The sequence below is a fragment of the Pseudoxanthomonas sp. J31 genome (genome assembly GCF_000510725.1).
Taxonomy (GTDB): domain Bacteria; phylum Pseudomonadota; class Gammaproteobacteria; order Xanthomonadales; family Xanthomonadaceae; genus Pseudoxanthomonas.
Genome location: NZ_AZNZ01000003.1, coordinates 319,244 through 337,495, shown reverse-complemented (window position 1 = coordinate 337,495; position 18,252 = coordinate 319,244). Strand labels below are relative to the sequence as shown.

The window sequence follows — 18,252 nt, the reverse complement described above, 5'->3', positions numbered from 1 at the left end:
GAGATGATGTCGGCGATCTTGCGCGAGGCGGCCTGGATGTCGGCCATGGTCGAGACCACCTGGCCGACGACCTGGCCGCCCTGCGAGGCGACCGAGGCGGCGCCGATCGCCAGCTGGTTGGCCTGGCGGGCGTGGTCGGCGTTCTGCTTGACGGTGGAGGTCAGCTCCTCCATCGAGGCGGCGGTTTCCTCCAGGTTGGCGGCCTGCTGCTCGGTGCGGCGGGACAGGTCGTTGTTGCCGGAGGCGATCTCGGTGGNGCCGGCGTTGATCGCGGCCGAGGCGGCCTGGATGCGCGAGACGATGGAGGTCAGCTGGTCGACGGTGGCGTTGGCGTCGTCGCGCATGCGGGCGAACACGCCGTGGAACTGGCCCTCCATGCGCACCGTCAGGTCGCCCTGGGCCAGGGCGGTCAGCAGGCGCGAGACCTCGGCCAGGCTGATCGCGTTGGCGTCCAGCAGGCCGTTGAGCTGCACCGCCAGCTGCAGCAGGAAGCCCTGCTTGTCGCTGGTGTCGATGCGCCCGGACAGGTCGCCGGCCGCGGCCGCCTCGACCACGCGCGCCACCTCCTGCTCGACCCGGATCTCGGCGGTGCGGTCGCGCCACTCGCACACCATGCCGACGTACTTGCCTTCGGCGTCGAGGATGGTGGAGATGTTCTGCGCGAAGCAGGCATCGCCGTACTGCACCTCGCGGGCGGCACTGCCTTCGCGCTCCAGGCGGGCGACGAAGTCCTGCGCGATCTTGCCGCCGATCTCCAGGACCTCGACCGGCTGGCCGACCAGCGGCGCCTCCATGTCAAGGTGGGGCAGGGCGGCCGCGACCTGGTCCGCATGGCCTTCCAGCATCCGGGCCAGCGCCGGGTTGCGGTAGACGATGCGGTATTCCGGATCGGTGATCATCAGGCCGGTGGTGGAGGCTTCCAGCGCGGTACGGATGCGCAGGTTCTCCGCCGCGACCTTCTGGTCGCGCTCGGTGCGCTCGCGCAGGTCGTGCTGCATGCGCTGCATCGCGCGCATAAGGTCGGCGATCTCGTCCGAGCCCCGGATGTCGATGCGGCTGTCCAGCTTGCCGGTGGCGACGTCGTTGGCCACGGCCACGGCACCGCGCATCGCACCGGCCAGGTTGCGGGCGATGAAGAAGGCGATGGCCAGGCCACCGGCCACGCCCACCAGCAGCATCACCACGATGGTGGTCACCGAGGTCGCGTAGGCGGTGCCCGCGCTGGCCACGGACTGGTCGGCCTGGCGGTCGGTTTCCTGGATCAGCGCGGTGACGGCGGCGGTGGCGGCGTTGTGCAGGTCCGAGGTTTCGCCCAGGAAGGTGTCCAGGGCGTCGTCCGGCAGCTCCAGGTCGATCAGTTCGTTGACCGACTCGTAGGAGGCGCGGGCCTTGTGCCAGGAGGTGGTCAGCTCCTCCAGCAGCTTGCGCTCCTCGGCGGTCGCGGCGAGCTTGCCGTAGGCCGCCAGGGACTGGTCGATCTGCTCCGACAGCTTGGCGCTACGCTCGCGCGCGTCCAGCTTGACGGCATCGCTGGCGCGCACCAGCCCGCGGTAGGCCGCGGTGCGGTACTCGCCCAGCAGGGCACGCAGCTCCGCCGCCACGGAGACGCTTTGCATGCTGCCCTGGGACAGGTTGGTGGTAGCCCGGTTGAGCGACGACAGCCCGTAGTAGGCGCCGACGCCCTGCGCGGCCAGCAATACCAGCACCACGCCAAAAGCCAGCATCAGTTTTGGCGTGAGCTTCAAGTTCTTGAGCCAATGCATGCAGCGTACTCCCCCGAATATTCGCGGCAATTGGGTGCGGGATGCCCGCGGGCATCCCGCCAGGTTTTTGTTGTTACTTCAGGTTGGCCAGCTTGATGTTGGCCGGCGAGGTCACCGCGATCTCGGCGCGGCTGGCGTCGCGCTGGACGGTGCCGATCACGCACACGTCGCGACCCTCCAGCTCCTCCGGAGTGGGCTTGAACTTGCCGCGCTGGTCGCCCGGGATGCGCGCGGAGAAGGTGTGGCGCGGGAACATGCCGCCCATGTACAGGAAGGTCGGCTCGCCCTCGGTGTTCTGGGCCCAGCGGGTCTTCTCGACCTTGCCGCAGACCATCACGTCCTTGCCGATGAAGCGCACGGCCTGCTCGGCGGGGACGGCTTCCTGGGCGAAGGCGGCGGGCGCCGCGGCCAGGGCGGCCACCAGGGACAAGGTCTTGGTCAAACGATTCATGGGGGCATACTCCAATGGCGGGAACGGAAAGGCGGGCCGCCCCGGGATCGCCCGGCGGCAGCCGTTGGCAAGGGTTCTCAGGTAGCGGTGTCCAGGGCCTGGGCCTCGCCCAGGTCGGCGCTGTCCAGCAGGGTCTCGATGTCGAGCAGGATGAGCATGCGGTCGTCGAGGGTGCCGATGCCGCTGATGAAGCGGGTATCGACCGAGGCGCCGAACTCCGGGGTGGGGCGGATCTGCTCGGCGGCCAGCGGCACCACGTCGGACACGCTGTCCACCACGATGCCGACGACGCGGTCGTCGACGTTCAGCACGATCATCACGGTGAAGCTGTCGTAGCGTGCTTCCTTCAGGCGCAGCTTCAGGCGCAGGTCGATCACCGGCACGATGGTGCCGCGCAGGTTGATTACGCCCTTGATGTACTCCGGCGCGTCCGGGACGCGGGTGACCGAGTCGTAGCCCCGGATCTCCTGGACCTTGAGGATGTCGACGCCGTAGTTCTCTTCGCCCAGGGTGAAGGTGAGGAATTCGCCCGTAGAGGGGACCGGGGTGCTGCTCATTGTTTGCTCCTGCAGGGGCATGTCGGCGCAATGCGCGCTGGCTTCCCGGGTTGAATCGGCCGTTGGCGGCGCAACTTTAGGGCCCGCTACACCACACCCCGCTCGCGCGCCATGCGCTGGCGCTCGACCCGGAAGATGAACTGCAGGATCCGCTGCTCGGCGCTGGCCGGCAGGTCGACGAAGCGGCAGCCGACCCGCACCGGGTGCCGCGCCAGCTGCTGCCGCCGCGAGGTGTGAGCGACCTGCAGACGCACCGGGATCGGGCGGCCGCCATCAGGCAGTTCCAGGGTGCAGGCGTCCAGCTGCCCGCCCGGTGGGAAGTGCGCCTGGTCCTCCTCGCCGATGGCCAGGGCCACCCCGCCGCCGCTGATGTCCACCACCCGGGCCTGCAGCGGCGCCTGGCCCTCGTGCCGCGGCGGCACCAGCACCGTGGTCACCGGGCCCGGGATCAGTTCCAGCCGGTACAGCTCGCGCCGCTGCAGCTGCAGTACCGAGGACGGCAGCGGCGCGGCGAAGGTGGCCGGGCCATCTCCGGGGACCCGCTGCAGGCGATGCAGGCGGAACTGGATCCGCACCCGGTCCAGCTGCGATACGCACAGGACCTGGTTGGCCGCGGCCATGCGCTGATTGATGGCATCCTGGCGGTTGCCGTCCAGCAGCACGCCATCCGGCCCGGCCTCCAGCAGCGCCGTGGGGCAGGACAGGCCACCGGGCAGCAGGTGGGCGCTGATCAGGGCGCGGCCGTCGACCAGGGCATGCAGCACGCGCAGCACCTCCCGCGGGGCGCGCAGCTGGTAGCGCTCCGCATCGGGCAGGTCAATGGGGGCCAAGCCTGGCTCGGTGGCAGCCGTCATCCCTTCTTGGTCGGGGCCTCGTTGCTGGCCTTATCGGCCGCCGGCGGGGCGACTTGAGCGGGCGCCGCCACCGCCTCAGGCGGCCAGCGGCAGCTGCCGCTGGCGGGCAAGGCCGCCGACGTCGACGATCAGGGCCACACGGCCGTCGCCGAGGATGGTCGCGCCGGAGATGCCCGGCACGCGGCGGTAGTTCTTCTCCAGGTTCTTGACCACCACCTGCTGCTGGCCGACCAGTTCCTCGACCTGCAGGGCCAATTTCTGGCCGTCGCCCTCGACCACCACCACCAGCGATTCGCCGGAGCCGTCGCCATAGCCGAAGGTGCCGGCCAGCGACAGCAGCGGCAGGTACTCGCCGCGCACGCGCAGCACCCGGCCTTCGCCGGCGACGGTGCGGATGTCGTCCGGCTCCGGCTGCAGCGCTTCCAGTACGTGGCTCAGCGGCAGGATCAGGATCTCGCCGCCGCTGGACACGACCATGCCGTCGAGGATGGCCAGGGTCAGCGGCAGGCGGATGACCACGCGGGTGCCGCGGCCCTCGGCGCTCTCCAGCTGCACCTCGCCGCCCAGGGCCTGGATGTTCTTGCGCACCACGTCCATGCCCACGCCGCGCCCGGACAGGTCGGTGACCTGGTCGGCGGTGGAGAAGCCGGGCTGGAAGATCAGGTCCCAGACCTGCGAATCGGTGGGGTTGTCCGGGATCGCCAGGCCGCGCTCGGCGGCCTTGGCCAGGATCTTGGCGCGGTTCAGGCCGCGGCCGTCGTCGGCGACCTCGATCACGATGTGCCCGCCCTGGTGCGAGGCGGCCAGGGTGATGGTGCCGGTCTCGTCCTTGCCGGCCGCCTTGCGCGCGTCCGGCAGTTCCAGGCCGTGGTCGATGGCGTTGCGCACCAGGTGCACCAGCGGGTCGGCGATCTTCTCGATCAGGCCCTTGTCCAGCTCGGTGCCTTCGCCGATGGTGCGCAGGCGCACGTGCTTGCCAAGGCGGCCGGACAGGTCGCGCACCAGGCGCGGGAAGCGGCGGAACACCGCATCCACCGGCAGCATGCGCACGCCGATCACCGCTTCCTGCAGGTCGCGGGTATTGCGCTCCAGCAGTTCCAGGCCGGCGAACAGGCGCTCGGCCTGGGCCGGGTCCATGCCGCCGCTGACCTGCTTGAGCATGGCCTGGGTGATCACCAGCTCGCCGACCAGGTTGATCAGGGCGTCGACCTTGTCGACGCTGACGCGGATGGAGGTCTCGGCCTCGTGCACGCCCGCGGCCGCCGGGGCGCCGGCGCCCGGGTGCGCGGCGGCCGGCGCGGCCTGGGCCGCGGGTGCAGCCGCGGCGGGCGCGGCGGGCAGCTGCGGGCGGATGTCCAGCTCGCAGTCGTCCACCACCCAGGCGAACACGTCGTCGATCGCGCTGCGCGGGACCTTGCCGCGCAGGCCCAGGTCCCAGGCGATGCACGCTTCCAGTGGATCGAGCTGGGCGAATTCGGGCAGCTTCTCCAGGCGCGCGTTGACTTCCAGCGGGCCCAGGTGCTCCAGCTCGCGGATGATGCGCAGCGGGTCGTTGCCGCTCATGAACAGCGACGGCGCCGGGCTGAAGGCGATATCCCAGCCTTCCGGCTCCGGCTCGGCGGCGGCCCTGGCCGCGGCCGCGGCGCCGGGCTGGCCCAGCTCCTGCTGCAGGCGCTGGTGTACGGCCTCGATTGCGGCGGTGTCGGCGGGGTGCCCGTGCTCGGCCTCGGCCAGCAGGGCGCGCAGCACGTCCACCGAGCCGAGCATGGCGTCGACCGCGCTGGAGGCGAGGGCGCGCTTGCCGCCGCGGATCTCGTCCAGCAGCGTCTCCAGCACGTGGGTCAGCGCGGCCATCTTCTCGAACCCGAACGTGGCCGCGCCGCCCTTGATGGAGTGGGCGGCGCGGAACACCGAGTTGATGACTTCGGGGTCGGTACTGCCGCTTTCCAGCGCCAGCAGGCCGGCCTCCATCGCGTCCAGGCCCTCGCGGCTTTCCTCGAAGTAGGTGGCGTGGAAGCGTTGCAGGTCCATGCTCATGGTGGCGCGCTCGAAACTTGGGGGTATGGCGGGTGGCCCGGGATCAGCCCAGGACCTTCTGCACGGTGGCGACCAGCTGCTCGGGGTTGAACGGCTTGACCAGCCAGCCGGTGGCGCCGGCGGCCTTGCCCTCGGCCTTCTTGTCCGCGGCCGACTCGGTGGTCAGCATCAGCAGCGGGGTGAACTTGTAGTCCGGCAGGGCGCGCAGGGCGCGGATCAGCGAGATGCCGTCCATGTTCGGCATGTTCACGTCGGTCACCACCGCGTTGAAACGCTGTCCCTGGGCGCGGTTGAGCGCGACCTGGCCGTCCTCGGCTTCCTCCACGGCGAACCCGGCCGAGGTCAGGGCGAACGAGACCATCTGGCGCATCGAGGCCGAATCGTCCACTACCAGAATGCGTGCGCTCATGCGGCGTTCTCCACTTCTTTCTTATTCAAGTCTTGTTGGTCGGTGAGCCCCAGCTGGCCGGACAGGCCCAGCAGGCGGGCGGCGTCGCGCAGGGCGTCGCTGCACCCGGACAGCTCGGTGCGGCGCCCCAGTTCGCGGCGGCTGCGGAAGAACGCGCACAGCACCTGCATGGCCGCGGTGTGCACGCGGCGCACGGCGGTGCCATCCAGGGCCAGTTCGCTGGCATCCAGGTGTGCCGAGAGGCGTTCCTTGAGCTCGGCGCTGGCCTCGATGCCGAGGTCCTCGCCCAGGGAAACGGTGTTCATCGTTTCTCCACGCAGTGGGGTCGGTCTGGATAGCGGCCGCCGCGGCGCAGGCTTTAGCGCCACGCGTCCGCGCCGGCCGGGGCCAGCAGGCAGGAGGCGTCCAGAAGCACCATCGGCTCGCCGCCGAGGCGGGCGATGCCGCGGAACAGGCCGTTGCCGGCCAGCCGCACCTGGGTGGTGCCGGGCGGCTCGACCTGGGACTGGCCGAGGGTGACCACGTCCTCGACCGCGGACACGCGCAGGCCCAGCACCTCGCCCTTTTCCTCGAGCACGACGAAGCGGGTGGCGGCGGTATCCGGTTGCGCGGGCTGGCCCAGGTGCATGCCCAGGTCCAGTACCGGCACGACCTGGCCGCGCAGGTTCATCACCCCGAGCATGGCCGGGACCGTGCCGCGCAGGGCCAGCAGCGGCACCGGCAGCACCACTTCCTGGACCTTGAGCAGTTCCAGGCCGTAGCGCTGGCTGCCGCAGCGCAGGCGCAGCCAGCGCGAGCTGTGCCCGGTGGGGTCGGCCGCGGTCGACTCATCCGCGGCGGCATGGGCCGCACGCGGCGCGTGCGGGACCGGGGCCGGCGCGGGTGGCGGCGGCACGGGCGCGGCGGCGGGAACCGGCGCAGGGGCCACGATGCGCGGCGCGGGAGCGGGCGCTGGGGCCGGAGCAGGGGCCGCCATCGGAGCGGGCGCGGGAGCCGGGACCGCCGCCGGGCCGGGGGCGGGTTCTGCCGGGGCGGGCTCGACGGCGGCCGCCGCCGGGGCGGCTTCGGTGGCGCCAGCGGGCGCCGGGGTACCGGTCGCTCCATCCGGCCCGACCGCGGCCTCCGACGGAGCCTCGGCCGGGTCTGCCGCCGCATCAGCCACGGCAGCCGGAACGTCAGCCGGGCGCTCGTCCATGACCGTAGCCTCCGCTCCAGGCGGCGGCGAGGGAGCCTGCGCATCGCCCGCAGGGGCCTGGGCGGCAGGCGCGGCCTCGCCGGCCGCAGGCTCGGGGGCCAGCAGTCCGTCCAGGTAGTCGTCCAGTGCCGCGACCCCGTTCATGCCGCCTGTTCCAGGGCCTGGGCATCGCTGGCCAGGATCCAGTCCAGCGCACGCCGGTAGGCGGACAGGGCACGCCCGGGATAGGCACCCTCGTCGGCAAACGGCTGCACCAGCAGTTCGGTATTGCACAGCCGGGTATCGACCGGGATCGCGTCATCCCACACGCGCTCGCCGTGTTCGTCCTGCATGCGCTTGAGTGCTTCCTGGCCGGCGCGGGTGCGGCGGTCGTACAGGGTCGGCAGCACCGACACCGGCAGCGGGCGCCGGCGCGAGCGCTCGACCATCTCCGCGGTGCGGCGCATGCCGGCCAGGCCGTGCAGCGCCAGCGGCTCGGCCTGGGTCGGGATGATCGCGCGGTCGGCCGCGGCCAGGGCGTTGATCATCAGCAGGCCCAGGGTCGGCGGGCAGTCCAGCAGCACGTAGTCGTGCTGGCCGGCATGGCGGGCCAGGGCCTGCGCCAGGGCCAGGCCGAGGCCGGGCTGGTTGGCGCTGCGCCGCTCCAGGGTGGCCAGGGCGGTCTGCGCGCACACGTAGTCCAGGCGCTCGACCGCGCTGGTCCGGGCGAGGCTCGCCAGCGGCCGCGGCGGCGTGGCGAACAGCTCCATCACGCCTTCCGGGGCCGGGTCGGCGGGCACGCCGAAGGTGCGGGTCAGGGACGAATGCGGGTCCAGGTCCACCAGCAGCACGCGGCTGCCGCGCGTGGCCAGGCCGCGGCCCAGGGCCAGGGTGGTGGTGGTCTTGCCCACGCCGCCTTTCTGGTTGGCGATCGCCCACACGCGCATCAGTCGGATCCTCCTGTGGTTCTTTCGGCTGCCGCGCCGGACGCGGCAGCGGTGGCCGCCTGGCCGGGTGCCGCGCGCCCGGGCACCGGCTGGCTGGCTGCCACCTCTGCTATCGGCACCTGCGCGCCGCTCTTGACCGCCACGCCTTCCTCCGCGCCGGGGTCCGCATCGCCGGCGGCGCCGGGCGCGGCCAGCACGATCAGGACCACGCGGCGGTTGCGGTTGCGGCCTTCCTCGGTGAGGTTGTCCGCGCGCGGGCGGTGCTCGCCGTAGCCGACCATGGCCAGCCGCTCCGGGGCCACGCCCTGCGCCGAGAACAGGTGCACCACGCTGGCTGCGCGCGCCGCCGACAGCTCCCAGTTGGACGGGAACTGCACGGTGTTGATCGGGCGGTTGTCGGTATAGCCCTCCACCCGCACCGGGTTGGGGGTCTCGCGCAGCACGTCGGCCAGGCGGGTGAGCACCTCGCGCGCGGATGCGTCCAGCGCGGCCGAGCCGGTGTCGAAGAGGATGTCGCTGTTGATCTCCACCTCCAGCCACAGCTCGGCGCGGCGGACGGTGATCAGGCGCGCGTCGACCAGCGGCGCCAGCGCCTCCTCCAGGCGCGTGGCGATGTTGCCGAGCTGGCGCTGGGCGCGCTGCACGGCGGCGCGGTCGGACACGTCCAGCGGCACGCCGGTGCGCATGTGCGAGGCCAGCGCCGGAAGCAGGGTGGGGTTGGGCGCGGGCGAGGGCGCAGACGGGCCGTGGCGGGCGCCGGACTTGATCGGCGAGGGCCGGTCGTAGTCCGAGCCCTGCAGCTGGAAGTTGCCGACCTGCACCGGGTTGATGGTGCGCGGCGCGCCGCCGAAGGCGGCGGTCAGGGCGTCGGCCAGCACCCGGTACTTGCCCTCGTTGAGGGTGGAGATCGCGTACATCACCACGAAGAACGCCAGCAGCAGCGTCATCAGGTCGGCGTAGGGGATCGCCCAGGCCTCGTGGTTGCCGTGCTCCTCGTGCTTCTTCCTGCGCGCCATCGACGGCTCCGGGTCAGTGCAGGAAGCCGGCGAGCCTGGATTCGATGTTGCGCGGGTTCTCGCCCTGCGCGATCGCGATCAGGCCCTCGATGATCATCTCCCGCTCGCCGGTGCGGCGGCCGATGACCGCCTTGAGCTTGGAGGCGATCGGCAGGAAGAACAGGTTGGCCGAGGCGATGCCGTAGATGGTCGCGGTGAACGCGGCGGCGATGCCGTGGCCGAGCTTGGACGGATCGGCCAGGTTCTTCATCACCGCGATCAGCCCGAACACGGCGCCGACGATGCCCAGGGTCGGGGCGTAGATGCCCATGCCCTCGAACACCTTGGCAGCGGCCAGCTCCTGGTTCTCCTGGCTCTCCAGGTCGATCTCCAGCATGTGCCGGATCTGCTCCGGCTCCACGCCGTCGACCAGCATCTGCAGGCCCTTCTTCAGGAACGGGTCCTCCTGCTCGCCGACCTGCTGCTCCAGGCCCAGCAGGCCCTGGCGGCGGGCGATGTTGCTCCATTCCAGGATCTGCGCCATCAGCGCGGCGCGGTCGGCGGCCGGCGGGCGCAGCACCCAGCCGACGATGCCCAGGGCGCGCTTGAACACCGGCGGCGGGGTGTGCACGAAGATCGCGGCGAAGGTGCCGAGGATCACGATCACGAACGCGGCGGCCGACCACAGCGAACCGAGGCCGGCGCCCTTGAGGATGGCGCCGCCGATCAGCGCGACCAGGGCAAGGAGCAGACCGATGAGGCTGAGGATGTCCATATGTCGGGTTATCGGCGCACGTGGACTGGGACTTGAGCGGGAACGCCCGCCGGCATCGCCGCCGGCGCGCGGCTGCGCGGAACGGCGCACGCGCACGGCGTGCGCCGCGCGCTCACGGACTGCTGGCGCGCAGGCCGTCGACGTCCAGGATCAGCGCCAGGCGGCCGTCGCCGATCAGGGTCGCGCCGGCATAGCCGGGCAGGCCGCGCAGGGCCTTGGGCAGCGGCTTGATCACCACTTCCTCGCGGCCGCGCACCTGGTCGACGATCAGGCCGAAGCGGGCGTCGCCCATCTGCAGCACGACCACGGTCAGGGCGCCGTTGCCGGACAGCGGCTCCAGCCCCAGCCAGCGGCGGAGGTCCACCAGCGGCAGGGTATGGCTCTGGCGGTCCATCACCGGACGGCCGTCGAACCAGCCCAGCGCGGAGGGCTTGGCGTGCAGCACCTCCTGCACCCGCGCCAGCGGCAGGGCGTACACCGCCTCGCCGGCCTGTACCAGCAGGGTGGGCAGGATCGCCAGGGTCAGCGGGACGCGGATCAGGAAGCGGGTGCCGCGGCCGAGCTCGGACTGGATCTGGATCTGCCCGCCCAGCTCGCGGATGCGCGACTGCACCACGTCCATGCCCACGCCGCGGCCGGAGATGTCGGTGACCTGGGTCTTGGTGGAGAAGCCGGGCAGGAACACCAGCTGCAGGCATTCGTCCGCGCCCAGGCGTGCCGCGGCCTCCGGGTCGATCAGCCCCTTCTCGCGCGCCTTGGCGCGCAGGCGCTCCGGATCGATGCCGGCGCCGTCGTCCTGGACCTCGATGGTGACGTAGTCGCCTTCCTGCTGCGCGGCCAGGCGCAGCCGGCCCACGCGCGGCTTGCCGGAGGCCTCGCGCACTTCCGGCGCCTCCACGCCGTGGTCGATGCCGTTGCGCACCAGGTGCACCAGCGGATCGGCCAGGGCCTCGACCAGGTTGCGGTCCAGCTCGGTGTCGGCGCCGACCATCTCCAGTTCGACTTCCTTGGCCAGCGAGCGGGCGACGTCGCGCGCCACCTTCGGGAAGCGCGAGAACACCTTGCCCACCGGCTGCATGCGCGTGCGCATGACCGCCGACTGCAGGCGCGCGGTGGCCACGTCGAGGCTGGCCACGGCGCGGTCGAGTTCGTCGTCGCGCAGGCGCGCGCGCAGGGTCTTGAGCCGGTTGCGCGCCAGCACCAGCTCTCCGATCAGGTTGACGATCGCGTCCAGGCGGCGGGTGTCCACGCGCACGGTGTGCTCGGCCTCGCCCGCGGCGGCGGCGCGCGGGGGCGGGCTGGCCGGGCGCGGGGCGGCCGGCTTCGGTAAGGGTTTGGGAGCGGGCGGCGGCGCAGCGGCCGCCGGTGCCGGGGCCGGCGCGGCGGCCGGCAGCGGCTTGGCCCCGGGCGGCGCCTTGCCGTGCAACTGGTCCAGCAGCGCCTCGAATTCGTCGTCGGTGATGGTGTCCGCAGCCGCGGTGGCCGGCGCGGGCGCGGCTGCGGGCTTGGCGCCGGGCGCGGCCTTGCCGTGCAGCTGGTCGAGCAGGGCCTCGAACTCGTCGTCGCTGATCAGGTCGTCGCCGCCGGCCGGCGCGGGCGCCGCCACGGGCTGCGGCGCGGCCTGCGGCTGCGGCGCGGGCGGCGCGACCAGGGCGAACTGCGCGATCAGCTCCGGCGGCGCGTGCTCCGGCTCGGTGCCGGCGGCGACCGCGTCGAGCATGGCCTGCAACCAGTCCAGCGAGCGCTGGGCGGCGTCGAAGTGCAGCGGGTCCAGTTCGGCGGTGCCGGAGCGGGCGGCGCCCAGGGTTTCCTCGGCGGCGTGGCACAGCTCGACCATCGGCTGGATGCCGAGGAAGCCGGCACCGCCCTTGAGGGTGTGGAAGCCGCGGAACACCGCATTGAGCTGCTCGCTGTCCTGGGGCGCGCGCTCCAGCTCCACCAGCTGCTCGCCGAGCCGGTCCAGGATCTCCTGGGCCTCGACGATGAAGTCCGCGGCGATTTCGGGCGTCACACCGCTCATGGCTTACAGCCCCAGTTCCGACAGCAGGGCGTCGGCGTCGTTCTGGCTGACCGCATGGGTGTCCAGCCCGGCCACCGCGGGGCCCGCCAGCGCGGGCTCGCGCGGCTCGGCGCGCGGCGGCAGGCCCAGTTCGCCGAAGCCTTCGTGGACGCGGCGCACGATCCCGGCGACGCGGCGGATGATCTGCCCGGTCAGGTCCTGGTAGCTCTGGGTCAGGGCGATCTCGGTGAGGTTGCGGCGGATGCGGTCCAGCACCTGGTCCTGGCCGTCGGTCACGCCTTCGGCGCGCAGGCCCTCGACCAGGGCGCGGCATTCGTCGGCCAGGTCCAGGGTGCGGTGGGTGGCCTGCTCGGTCATGCCGATGACGTGGTCCAGGCGCGCGCAGGCGTCGTCCAGTTCGACCCCCTCCACGCCATGGTCGTCGGCGCCGGGGACCTCCGGCAGTTCGCCCAGGGCCTGGCTCAGTTCGCGCGCCAGCCGGCCGAGGCCCTGCACGAGCGGACGGGTGCGGGCGGCGGCCAGGGCGTCGATCTCGGCGCGCAGTGCGCTTTCGTCGCCGCGGTCCAGGGCTTCCAGGGCGTCGTGCAGGCGCTGGACCAGCGCCGCACGCTCGGGGGATGCGGTGGTGCTCATGCCGTCGCCGCCAGCCGTTCGAAGATCTTGTTGAGCTTCTCCTCGAGGGTCTGCGCGGTGAACGGCTTGATGATGTAGCCGTTCACGCCGTTCTGCGCGGCCTCCAGGATCTGCTCGCGCTTGGCCTCGGCGGTGACCATCAGCACCGGCAGGGTCTTGAGCTTGGGGTCGGCGCGGATGCTGCGCAGCAGCTCGATGCCGGTCATGCCCGGCATGTTCCAGTCGGTGATGACGAAGTCGAACGGCTGCGCGCGCAGGGCCGCCAGCGCGGTGTGGCCGTCGTCGGCCTCGGCGGTGTTGCTGTAGCCCAGATCGTTGAGCAGGTTCTTGACGATGCGTCGCATCGTCGAGAAGTCGTCCACGATCAGGATCCGCATGTTCTTGTTCACTTCGTGCTCCGTTTGGCGTTGCGTGCTCAGTCGTCGTCCAGACCGGCATCACGTGATTCGTACTGGGACAGGCGGCCGCGCAGGCGCAGCACGGCCTGGCCGTGGATCTGGCACACCCGGGACTCGCTGACCCCGAGCACCGCGCCGATCTCCTTCAGGTTCAGCTCCTGCTCGTAGTACAGCGACAGCACCAGCTGTTCGCGCTCGGGCAGGTTGGAGATGGCCGCCGCCAGCTCGCGGCCGAAATCGCTGCGCTCCAGCAGCTGCTGCGGGGTGGGGCTGTTGCTGTTGACCTGCACGTCGCCGTGGTCTTCCACGTGGGAGTCCAGGCTCAGCACCTGGCCGCGAGAGGCGTCCTCCAGCAGGCGCAGGTACTCCGGCAGTGGCATGTCCAGCTTGGCCGCCACTTCCTGCGGCGCGGCGGCGCGGCCGGTGGCCTGCTCGATCTCGCGCACCGCGGCGGCGGCGTCGCGGGCGCGGCGGTGCACCGAGCGCGGCACCCAGTCGCCGCGCCGGATCTCGTCGATCATCGCGCCGCGGATGCGGATCGAGGCGTAGGTCTCGAACGAGGCGCCCTGGTCGGGGTCGTAGCTGCGGCTGGCCTCGATCAGGCCGATCATGCCGGCCTGGATCAGGTCGTCGACCTCGACGCTGGCCGGCAGGCGCGCCGCCAGGTGGTGGGCGATGCGCCGCACCAGGTCGGCATGCCGGGTGATGGCGTCGTCGTTGCTGCCGCGCACGGCGCGGTATTCGGCCACGGCATTCATGCGACCGCGCCTTGCCGAATCATCCGGTCGACGAAGAACTCGATGTTGCCGCGCGGGGCGGTCGGCGCCTGCCAGCGCGCCGCGCGGCGGGCGATCTCGGCGATGGCGCGGGCCGAGGGGCTGGCCGGGTAGGCGGTGGCGACGGCCTGCTGGCGCTGCACCGCCATGCGCAGCCAGTCGCACTGCGGCACCGCGCCGAGGAAGTTCAGAGAGACGTCACCGAGGAAGCGCTCGCATACCCGCGACAGCTTGTCGTACAGGCCGCGGCCCTCGGCCGGGCTGCGCACCATGTTGGCCACCACCTGGACCCGGTCCACGCCGCGCTCGCGGGACAGGACCTTGATCAGGGCGTAGGCGTCGGTGATCGAGGCCGGCTCGTCGCAGACCACCACCACCGCGTCCTGGGCGGCCTGGCAGAAGGTCAGCACGCTGTCGGTGATGCCGGCGGCAGTGTCTACAACCAGAATGTCAAGATCACGCTGCAGGTCATTGAAAACATTGACAAGTCCCACGTGCTGGGCTGGCTGCAGTTCGGCCATGTGCCGGCGCCCGGAGGCGGCCGGCACCACCAGCATGCCGTTGGGGCCTTCCAGGATCACGTCCTCCAGCTCGCAGCGGCCGGCGACCAGGTCGGCCAGGGTGTGCTGCGGGGACAGGCCCAGCAGCACGTCGACGTTGGCCAGGCCCAGGTCGGCGTCCAGCAGCAGGGTGCGCTTGCCCAGCGCCGCCAGCGAGGCGGCCAGGTTGACCGACAGGTTGGTCTTGCCCACGCCACCCTTGCCGCCGGTGATGGCGATGCTGCGGACGGGGGCGAGCGGTGCGTGGTTCATCGTCGGGCGGAAGGGGCTCGGGGTTGCGGGGCGGGACTCAGGCGACGGCATGGTCGGCCTCCGGGATGTTCGGCTTATCGGCAGCCCGGCGCAGATCTTCAAGGCGAAGCACCAGGCTGGCGGCATTGGCCCGGTGCAGGTCCTCCGGGACCCGCTGGCCGTCGGTCACCCAGGTCAGCGGCAGCTGGTGGTCCACGACCACCGACAACGCGCTGCCCAGGCGCCCGGTCTCGTCGACCTTGGTCAGGACCACGCCCTGCGGGCGGGCCGGGCCGAAGCGGCGCACGACCTCGTCCAGGTCGGCGAAGTGGGAGTTGGCCGGCAGCACCAGCAGGGTGCTGACGTTGCGTGCGGCGCGCAGCCAGTTGAGCTGGTTGGCCAGGGCGCGGTCGCGCTGGCCGAGGCCGGCGGTGTCCACCAGCACCAGGCGGTAGTCCTGCAGGCGCTGCAGCAGCTGGATCAGGGCCGCGTCGCTGTCGGCCTCGTGCACCGCGATGCCCAGCTGGCGGCCGTAGCCGTACAGCTGCTCGCGACCGCCGATGCGGGAGGTGTCGGTGGTGACCAGGGCGATGTCGCGCGGGCCGTGCTCGGCCACGAAGCGGGCGGCCAGCTTGGCGATGGTGGTGGTCTTGCCGGCGCCGGTGGGGCCGACCAGGGCGATCACGCCGCCGGCCTCCAGCGGGTCCACCGGGCACACCGGCAGGCGCCGCGAGATCAGGCCCAGCATCAGGCCGCGGCCGCGGTGCATCGGGGTGTCGGCCGGCAGTTCCAGGACGATGTCGCGGGTGATCCCGGCGTCGAAGCCGTAGTCCTCCATCAGTTCCATCGCCGCCAGCCGCACCGGCGAGCCGCGCAGGCGCTCGTCGGTCAGGCGGTGCATCTCGCGCTCGATCATGGCGCGCATCTGCGCCAGTTCCTCGCGCATGGCGCGCAGCTGCTCGTCGTCGGCCGGCGCCACCGGGGCCGGCACCGCGGCCAGGGTCGGGGCCGGACTGGCGGCCGGGGGCGCCGGTTCCGGGGCGGGCGCAGACGCCGCGGGGGCGGGACCGGCCGGGGCGGCAGGATGCGCCATGACCACCTCCGGCGGCAGCACCGAGACCGCGCGCGCGGTCGGGGTGGCCAGGGCCGCGGCCATGGCGGCGGCGAAGTCGTGCGGGGCAGGGGCAGGGGCGGCGGCCGGCGTCGGGGCCGCGGGCGCGGGCGCCGGTTCACTGGCGCGCTGGGCCTCGATCAGGGCCCGCTGCACCGCGTCCTCGTCGTAGTTGCTGGCCGCGACGATCTCCACCCCTTCCTCGGTGCGGCGGTTGGAGAGGATCACGGCATCCGGTCCGTGCTCGGCGCGGACCATCCGCAGCGCGGTACGCATGTCGGCGGCAACGAAACGCTTGATTTTCATGGTTAGGGGCCGTGATCCGTGATCCGTGATTGGTGATTGGAAGAAGCAGATGCCGGGCCTCCGCGGCCTGTCCGTATCCGTGTTCTTGTTGCCTTGTTCATCCCACTTCCTTCCCAGTCCGCCGCGATCCGCTTTTTCGAATCACGAACCACGAATCCCCAATCACGGCTTTCAGTTGATTGTTCCGACCAGCTTCAGCCGCTTGTCCTCCGGTACCTCGGTGTAGGCCAGCACCGACAGCGACGGCACGCTGTGGCGTACCAGCCGCGCCAGCGAGGCGCGCACGGTGGCCGGTACCAGGACCACCGCCGGTTCGCCCTTCGCCTCCTGCCGCCCGGCGCACTCGGCCAGGCTTTGCTGCAGGCGTTCGGCCAACCCGGGCTCCAGCGCCGCGGCGCCGTTGCCCTGCGCGGACTCCTGCAAGACCCGTTCCAGAGGCGCGGCCAGGGTGAACACCGGCAGCTCCGGCGAGGCGCCGGCGATCTCCTGGACGATGAAGCGGCCCAGGCTGTTGCGGACCGCGGCGGTGAGCACGGCCGGGTCCTGGCTGTAGGCGCCGTGCTCGAGCAGGGCCTCGGCGATCTTGCGCAGCTGGCGCACCGGGATCCGCTCCACCAGCAGGTTCTGCAGCACCCGCGCCACCACCGACAGCGGCAGGGTCTTGGGCACCAGGTCCTCGGCCAGCTTCGGCGCGCTGCGGGCGAGGGTGGCCAGCAGCTGCTGCACCTCCTCGTGCCCCAGCAGCTCCGGGGCGTGCTCGCGCACCAGGTGGGACAGGTGGGTGGCGACCACGGTGGCCGGGTCGACCACGGTGTAGCCCAGGGCCTCGGCCTGGGCGCGCTGGTGCGGGTGGATCCACACCGCGTCCAGGCCGAACGCCGGGTCCTTGCCCTTGATGCCGTCGATCGGGCCAAGCGCGCCGCCCGGGTCCAGGGCCAGTTCGCGGTCCGGCTGGATCTCGGCGGTGGCTACCGGCACGCCGTGTACCAGCAGGCGGTACTGGTTGGCCTGCAGCTCCAGGTTGTCGCGGATGTGCACCGGCGGGATCAGGAAGCCGATCTCGTGGGTGAGCTTGCGGCGCACGCCCTTGATCCGCGCCATCAGCTCGCCGCCCTGGGTCTTGTCCACCAGCGGGATCAGGCGGTAGCCGACCTCCAGGCCGAGCGGATCGACCGGGCGCAGCTCGTCCCAGTCCAGCTCGCCGGCCGCCTGGCCCGGGGCGGCCGCCGGCCCGGCGGCCTCGGCCCGCGCCGCTGCGGATTCCTCCTGCTGCTTGCGCTGCCACAGCTTCCAGGCAGCAAAGCCGAGCAACGCGCCCAGCGTCAGAAAAGCGACGTTGGGCATGCCCGGCACCAGGCCCACCGTCACCAGGATGGCCGAGGCCACGCCCAGGGCGCGGTACTGGCCGAAGGCCTGGCCGACCACCGCCTGGCCCATGTCCTGGGCGCGCGAGGCGCGGGTCACCAGCATGGCCACGGCCGAGGACACCAGCAGCGCCGGCAGCTGCGCCACCAGGCCGTCGCCGATCGACAGCAGGGTGTAGGTCGAGGCGGCGTCGGCGGCGGCCATGCCGTGCTGGAACATGCCCACGGCGAAGCCGCCCAGCAGGTTGATGAACAGGATCAGGATGCCGGCGACGGCGTCGCCGCGGATGAACTTGCTGGCGCCGTCCATCGCGCCGTAGAAGTCGGCCTCCTCGCGGACCTCGTCGCGGCGGGCCTTGGCCTCCTCGCGGGTGATCAGGCCGGCATTGAGGTCGGCGTCGATCGCCATCTGCTTGCCGGGCATGGCGTCGAGGATGAAGCGCGCGGTCACCTCGGAGATGCGCCCGGAGCCCTTGGTGATGACCACGAAGTTGATGATGGTCAGGATCGCGAACACCACGATGCCGACCGCGTAGTTGCCGCCGACCACGAACTCGCCGAAGGCGGCGATCACCTTGCCGGCGGCGTCGCCGCCGGCCTGGCCGTGCAGCAGGATCGCGCGGGTGGACGCCACGTTCAGCGCCAGCCGCAGCATGGTGGTGGTCAGCAGGATGACCGGGAAGATGGTGAAGTCCAGCGGCCGCTGCACGTAGACCACGGCCAGCAGCACCACCAGCGAGATGGCGATGTTGAAGCTGAAGAGGGCATCCAGCAGCAGCGGCGGCAGCGGCACCACCACCATGGCGAGCAGGGCCAGCACCAACAGTGGCGCGCCGATGCCATTGCGGGCCATTTCCAGCAGGCGGCGGGACAGCGGCTGGGAAGCGGTCG

18 protein-coding genes are annotated in these 18,252 nt (G+C 72.0%); all 18 read right to left on the bottom strand.

Translation table 11 applies throughout. From position 1 onward, the window contains the following. Nucleotides 1–1,763 (bottom strand): MCP four helix bundle domain-containing protein (locus tag PSEJ31_RS0107255; RefSeq protein ID WP_028915069.1); only part of this gene is annotated, 1,763 nt, incomplete at its 3' end. Between the two features lie 73 nt (nucleotides 1,764–1,836). After that, nucleotides 1,837–2,214: a hypothetical protein gene (locus tag PSEJ31_RS0107250; protein WP_026010743.1), complete on the bottom strand. Its 378-nt coding sequence runs from the start codon at nucleotides 2,212–2,214 to the stop codon at nucleotides 1,837–1,839. Nucleotides 2,215–2,291: 77 nt separating this feature from the next. After that, nucleotides 2,292–2,771 carry a chemotaxis protein CheW gene (locus PSEJ31_RS0107245; RefSeq protein ID WP_019399695.1) on the bottom strand — a complete coding sequence of 160 codons (480 nt, stop codon included), beginning with the start codon at nucleotides 2,769–2,771 and terminating at the stop codon, nucleotides 2,292–2,294. A gap of 86 nt (nucleotides 2,772–2,857) precedes the next feature. Next, nucleotides 2,858–3,601 (bottom strand): flagellar brake protein, encoded by a 744-nt coding sequence (locus PSEJ31_RS0107240; protein ID WP_232210994.1) that lies wholly within the window; start codon nucleotides 3,599–3,601, stop codon nucleotides 2,858–2,860. A 99-nt stretch (nucleotides 3,602–3,700) separates the two neighbouring features. Further along, nucleotides 3,701–5,662 (bottom strand): chemotaxis protein CheA, encoded by a 1,962-nt coding sequence (locus PSEJ31_RS0107235; RefSeq protein WP_028915067.1) that lies wholly within the window; start codon nucleotides 5,660–5,662, stop codon nucleotides 3,701–3,703. Nucleotides 5,663–5,705: 43 nt separating this feature from the next. Next, entirely contained in the window at nucleotides 5,706–6,071 is a 366-nt protein-coding gene (locus PSEJ31_RS0107230; protein ID WP_026010741.1) for a response regulator, read from the bottom strand. Then, on the bottom strand, nucleotides 6,068–6,376 hold the full coding sequence (locus PSEJ31_RS0107225; protein WP_019399691.1) for an STAS domain-containing protein: 309 nt from the start codon (nucleotides 6,374–6,376) through the stop codon (nucleotides 6,068–6,070). Before PSEJ31_RS0107225 ends, PSEJ31_RS0107230 begins: the two co-directional genes overlap by 4 nt. Before the next feature lie 53 nt (nucleotides 6,377–6,429). Next, complete coding sequence (locus PSEJ31_RS17380) at nucleotides 6,430–6,966, bottom strand: chemotaxis protein CheW (protein WP_051403684.1); 537 nt, start codon at nucleotides 6,964–6,966, stop codon at nucleotides 6,430–6,432. 440 nt (nucleotides 6,967–7,406) lie between these two features. Next, a complete protein-coding gene (locus tag PSEJ31_RS0107215) occupies nucleotides 7,407–8,192 on the bottom strand; it encodes a ParA family protein (RefSeq protein ID WP_028915065.1) in 786 nt (261 codons plus the stop codon). Next, the gene (gene motD / locus PSEJ31_RS0107210; RefSeq protein WP_028915064.1) at nucleotides 8,192–9,208 is read right to left on the bottom strand and encodes a flagellar motor protein MotD; all 1,017 of its coding nucleotides are present in this window, start codon (nucleotides 9,206–9,208) and stop codon (nucleotides 8,192–8,194) included. Before motD ends, PSEJ31_RS0107215 begins: the two co-directional genes overlap by 1 nt. A gap of 13 nt (nucleotides 9,209–9,221) precedes the next feature. After that, nucleotides 9,222–9,962 (bottom strand): flagellar motor protein, encoded by a 741-nt coding sequence (locus tag PSEJ31_RS0107205; RefSeq protein ID WP_019397891.1) that lies wholly within the window; start codon nucleotides 9,960–9,962, stop codon nucleotides 9,222–9,224. 112 nt (nucleotides 9,963–10,074) lie between these two features. After that, nucleotides 10,075–11,982, bottom strand: coding sequence for a chemotaxis protein CheA (locus PSEJ31_RS0107200; RefSeq protein ID WP_028915063.1), 1,908 nt, complete (start codon nucleotides 11,980–11,982; stop codon nucleotides 10,075–10,077). A 3-nt stretch (nucleotides 11,983–11,985) separates the two neighbouring features. Then, nucleotides 11,986–12,615 (bottom strand): protein phosphatase CheZ, encoded by a 630-nt coding sequence (locus tag PSEJ31_RS0107195; RefSeq protein WP_019397897.1) that lies wholly within the window; start codon nucleotides 12,613–12,615, stop codon nucleotides 11,986–11,988. Then, nucleotides 12,612–13,004: a chemotaxis response regulator CheY gene (gene cheY, locus PSEJ31_RS0107190; RefSeq protein ID WP_019397898.1), complete on the bottom strand. Its 393-nt coding sequence runs from the start codon at nucleotides 13,002–13,004 to the stop codon at nucleotides 12,612–12,614. The genes PSEJ31_RS0107195 and cheY overlap by 4 nt, the downstream gene beginning before the upstream one ends. Before the next feature lie 26 nt (nucleotides 13,005–13,030). Then, nucleotides 13,031–13,771, bottom strand: a complete 741-nt coding sequence (locus PSEJ31_RS0107185; RefSeq protein ID WP_019397899.1) for an RNA polymerase sigma factor FliA — start codon at nucleotides 13,769–13,771, stop codon at nucleotides 13,031–13,033. Beyond that, nucleotides 13,768–14,601 (bottom strand): P-loop NTPase, encoded by an 834-nt coding sequence (locus PSEJ31_RS0107180; protein ID WP_019397900.1) that lies wholly within the window; start codon nucleotides 14,599–14,601, stop codon nucleotides 13,768–13,770. The genes PSEJ31_RS0107185 and PSEJ31_RS0107180 overlap by 4 nt, the downstream gene beginning before the upstream one ends. A 37-nt stretch (nucleotides 14,602–14,638) precedes the next feature. Then, the gene (gene flhF, locus PSEJ31_RS0107175) at nucleotides 14,639–15,997 is read right to left on the bottom strand and encodes a flagellar biosynthesis protein FlhF (RefSeq protein WP_028915062.1); all 1,359 of its coding nucleotides are present in this window, start codon (nucleotides 15,995–15,997) and stop codon (nucleotides 14,639–14,641) included. Between the two features lie 171 nt (nucleotides 15,998–16,168). Continuing rightward, nucleotides 16,169–18,214, bottom strand: coding sequence for a flagellar biosynthesis protein FlhA (flhA, locus tag PSEJ31_RS0107170; protein WP_147209350.1), 2,046 nt, complete (start codon nucleotides 18,212–18,214; stop codon nucleotides 16,169–16,171). Nucleotides 18,215–18,252 lie beyond the last annotated feature (38 nt).

Bases quoted from the DNA above. Each gene is read 5' to 3' on its own strand.
- PSEJ31_RS0107245 (WP_019399695.1), bottom strand. From the start codon at position 2,771: ATGAGCAGCACCCCGGTCCCCTCTACGGGCGAATTCCTCACCTTCACC.
- PSEJ31_RS0107225 (WP_019399691.1), bottom strand. From the start codon at position 6,376: ATGAACACCGTTTCCCTGGGCGAGGACCTCGGCATCGAGGCCAGCGCC.
- PSEJ31_RS0107215 (WP_028915065.1), bottom strand. From the start codon at position 8,192: ATGCGCGTGTGGGCGATCGCCAACCAGAAAGGCGGCGTGGGCAAGACC.
- PSEJ31_RS0107235 (WP_028915067.1), bottom strand. From the start codon at position 5,662: ATGAGCATGGACCTGCAACGCTTCCACGCCACCTACTTCGAGGAAAGC.
- motD (WP_028915064.1), bottom strand. From the start codon at position 9,208: ATGGCGCGCAGGAAGAAGCACGAGGAGCACGGCAACCACGAGGCCTGG.
- PSEJ31_RS0107250 (WP_026010743.1), bottom strand. From the start codon at position 2,214: ATGAATCGTTTGACCAAGACCTTGTCCCTGGTGGCCGCCCTGGCCGCG.
- PSEJ31_RS0107185 (WP_019397899.1), bottom strand. From the start codon at position 13,771: ATGAATGCCGTGGCCGAATACCGCGCCGTGCGCGGCAGCAACGACGAC.
- PSEJ31_RS0107230 (WP_026010741.1), bottom strand. From the start codon at position 6,071: ATGAGCGCACGCATTCTGGTAGTGGACGATTCGGCCTCGATGCGCCAG.
- flhA (WP_147209350.1), bottom strand. From the start codon at position 18,214: ATGGCCCGCAATGGCATCGGCGCGCCACTGTTGGTGCTGGCCCTGCTC.
- PSEJ31_RS0107180 (WP_019397900.1), bottom strand. From the start codon at position 14,601: ATGAACCACGCACCGCTCGCCCCCGTCCGCAGCATCGCCATCACCGGC.
- PSEJ31_RS0107205 (WP_019397891.1), bottom strand. From the start codon at position 9,962: ATGGACATCCTCAGCCTCATCGGTCTGCTCCTTGCCCTGGTCGCGCTG.
- PSEJ31_RS0107200 (WP_028915063.1), bottom strand. From the start codon at position 11,982: ATGAGCGGTGTGACGCCCGAAATCGCCGCGGACTTCATCGTCGAGGCC.
- flhF (WP_028915062.1), bottom strand. From the start codon at position 15,997: ATGAAAATCAAGCGTTTCGTTGCCGCCGACATGCGTACCGCGCTGCGG.
- PSEJ31_RS0107195 (WP_019397897.1), bottom strand. From the start codon at position 12,615: ATGAGCACCACCGCATCCCCCGAGCGTGCGGCGCTGGTCCAGCGCCTG.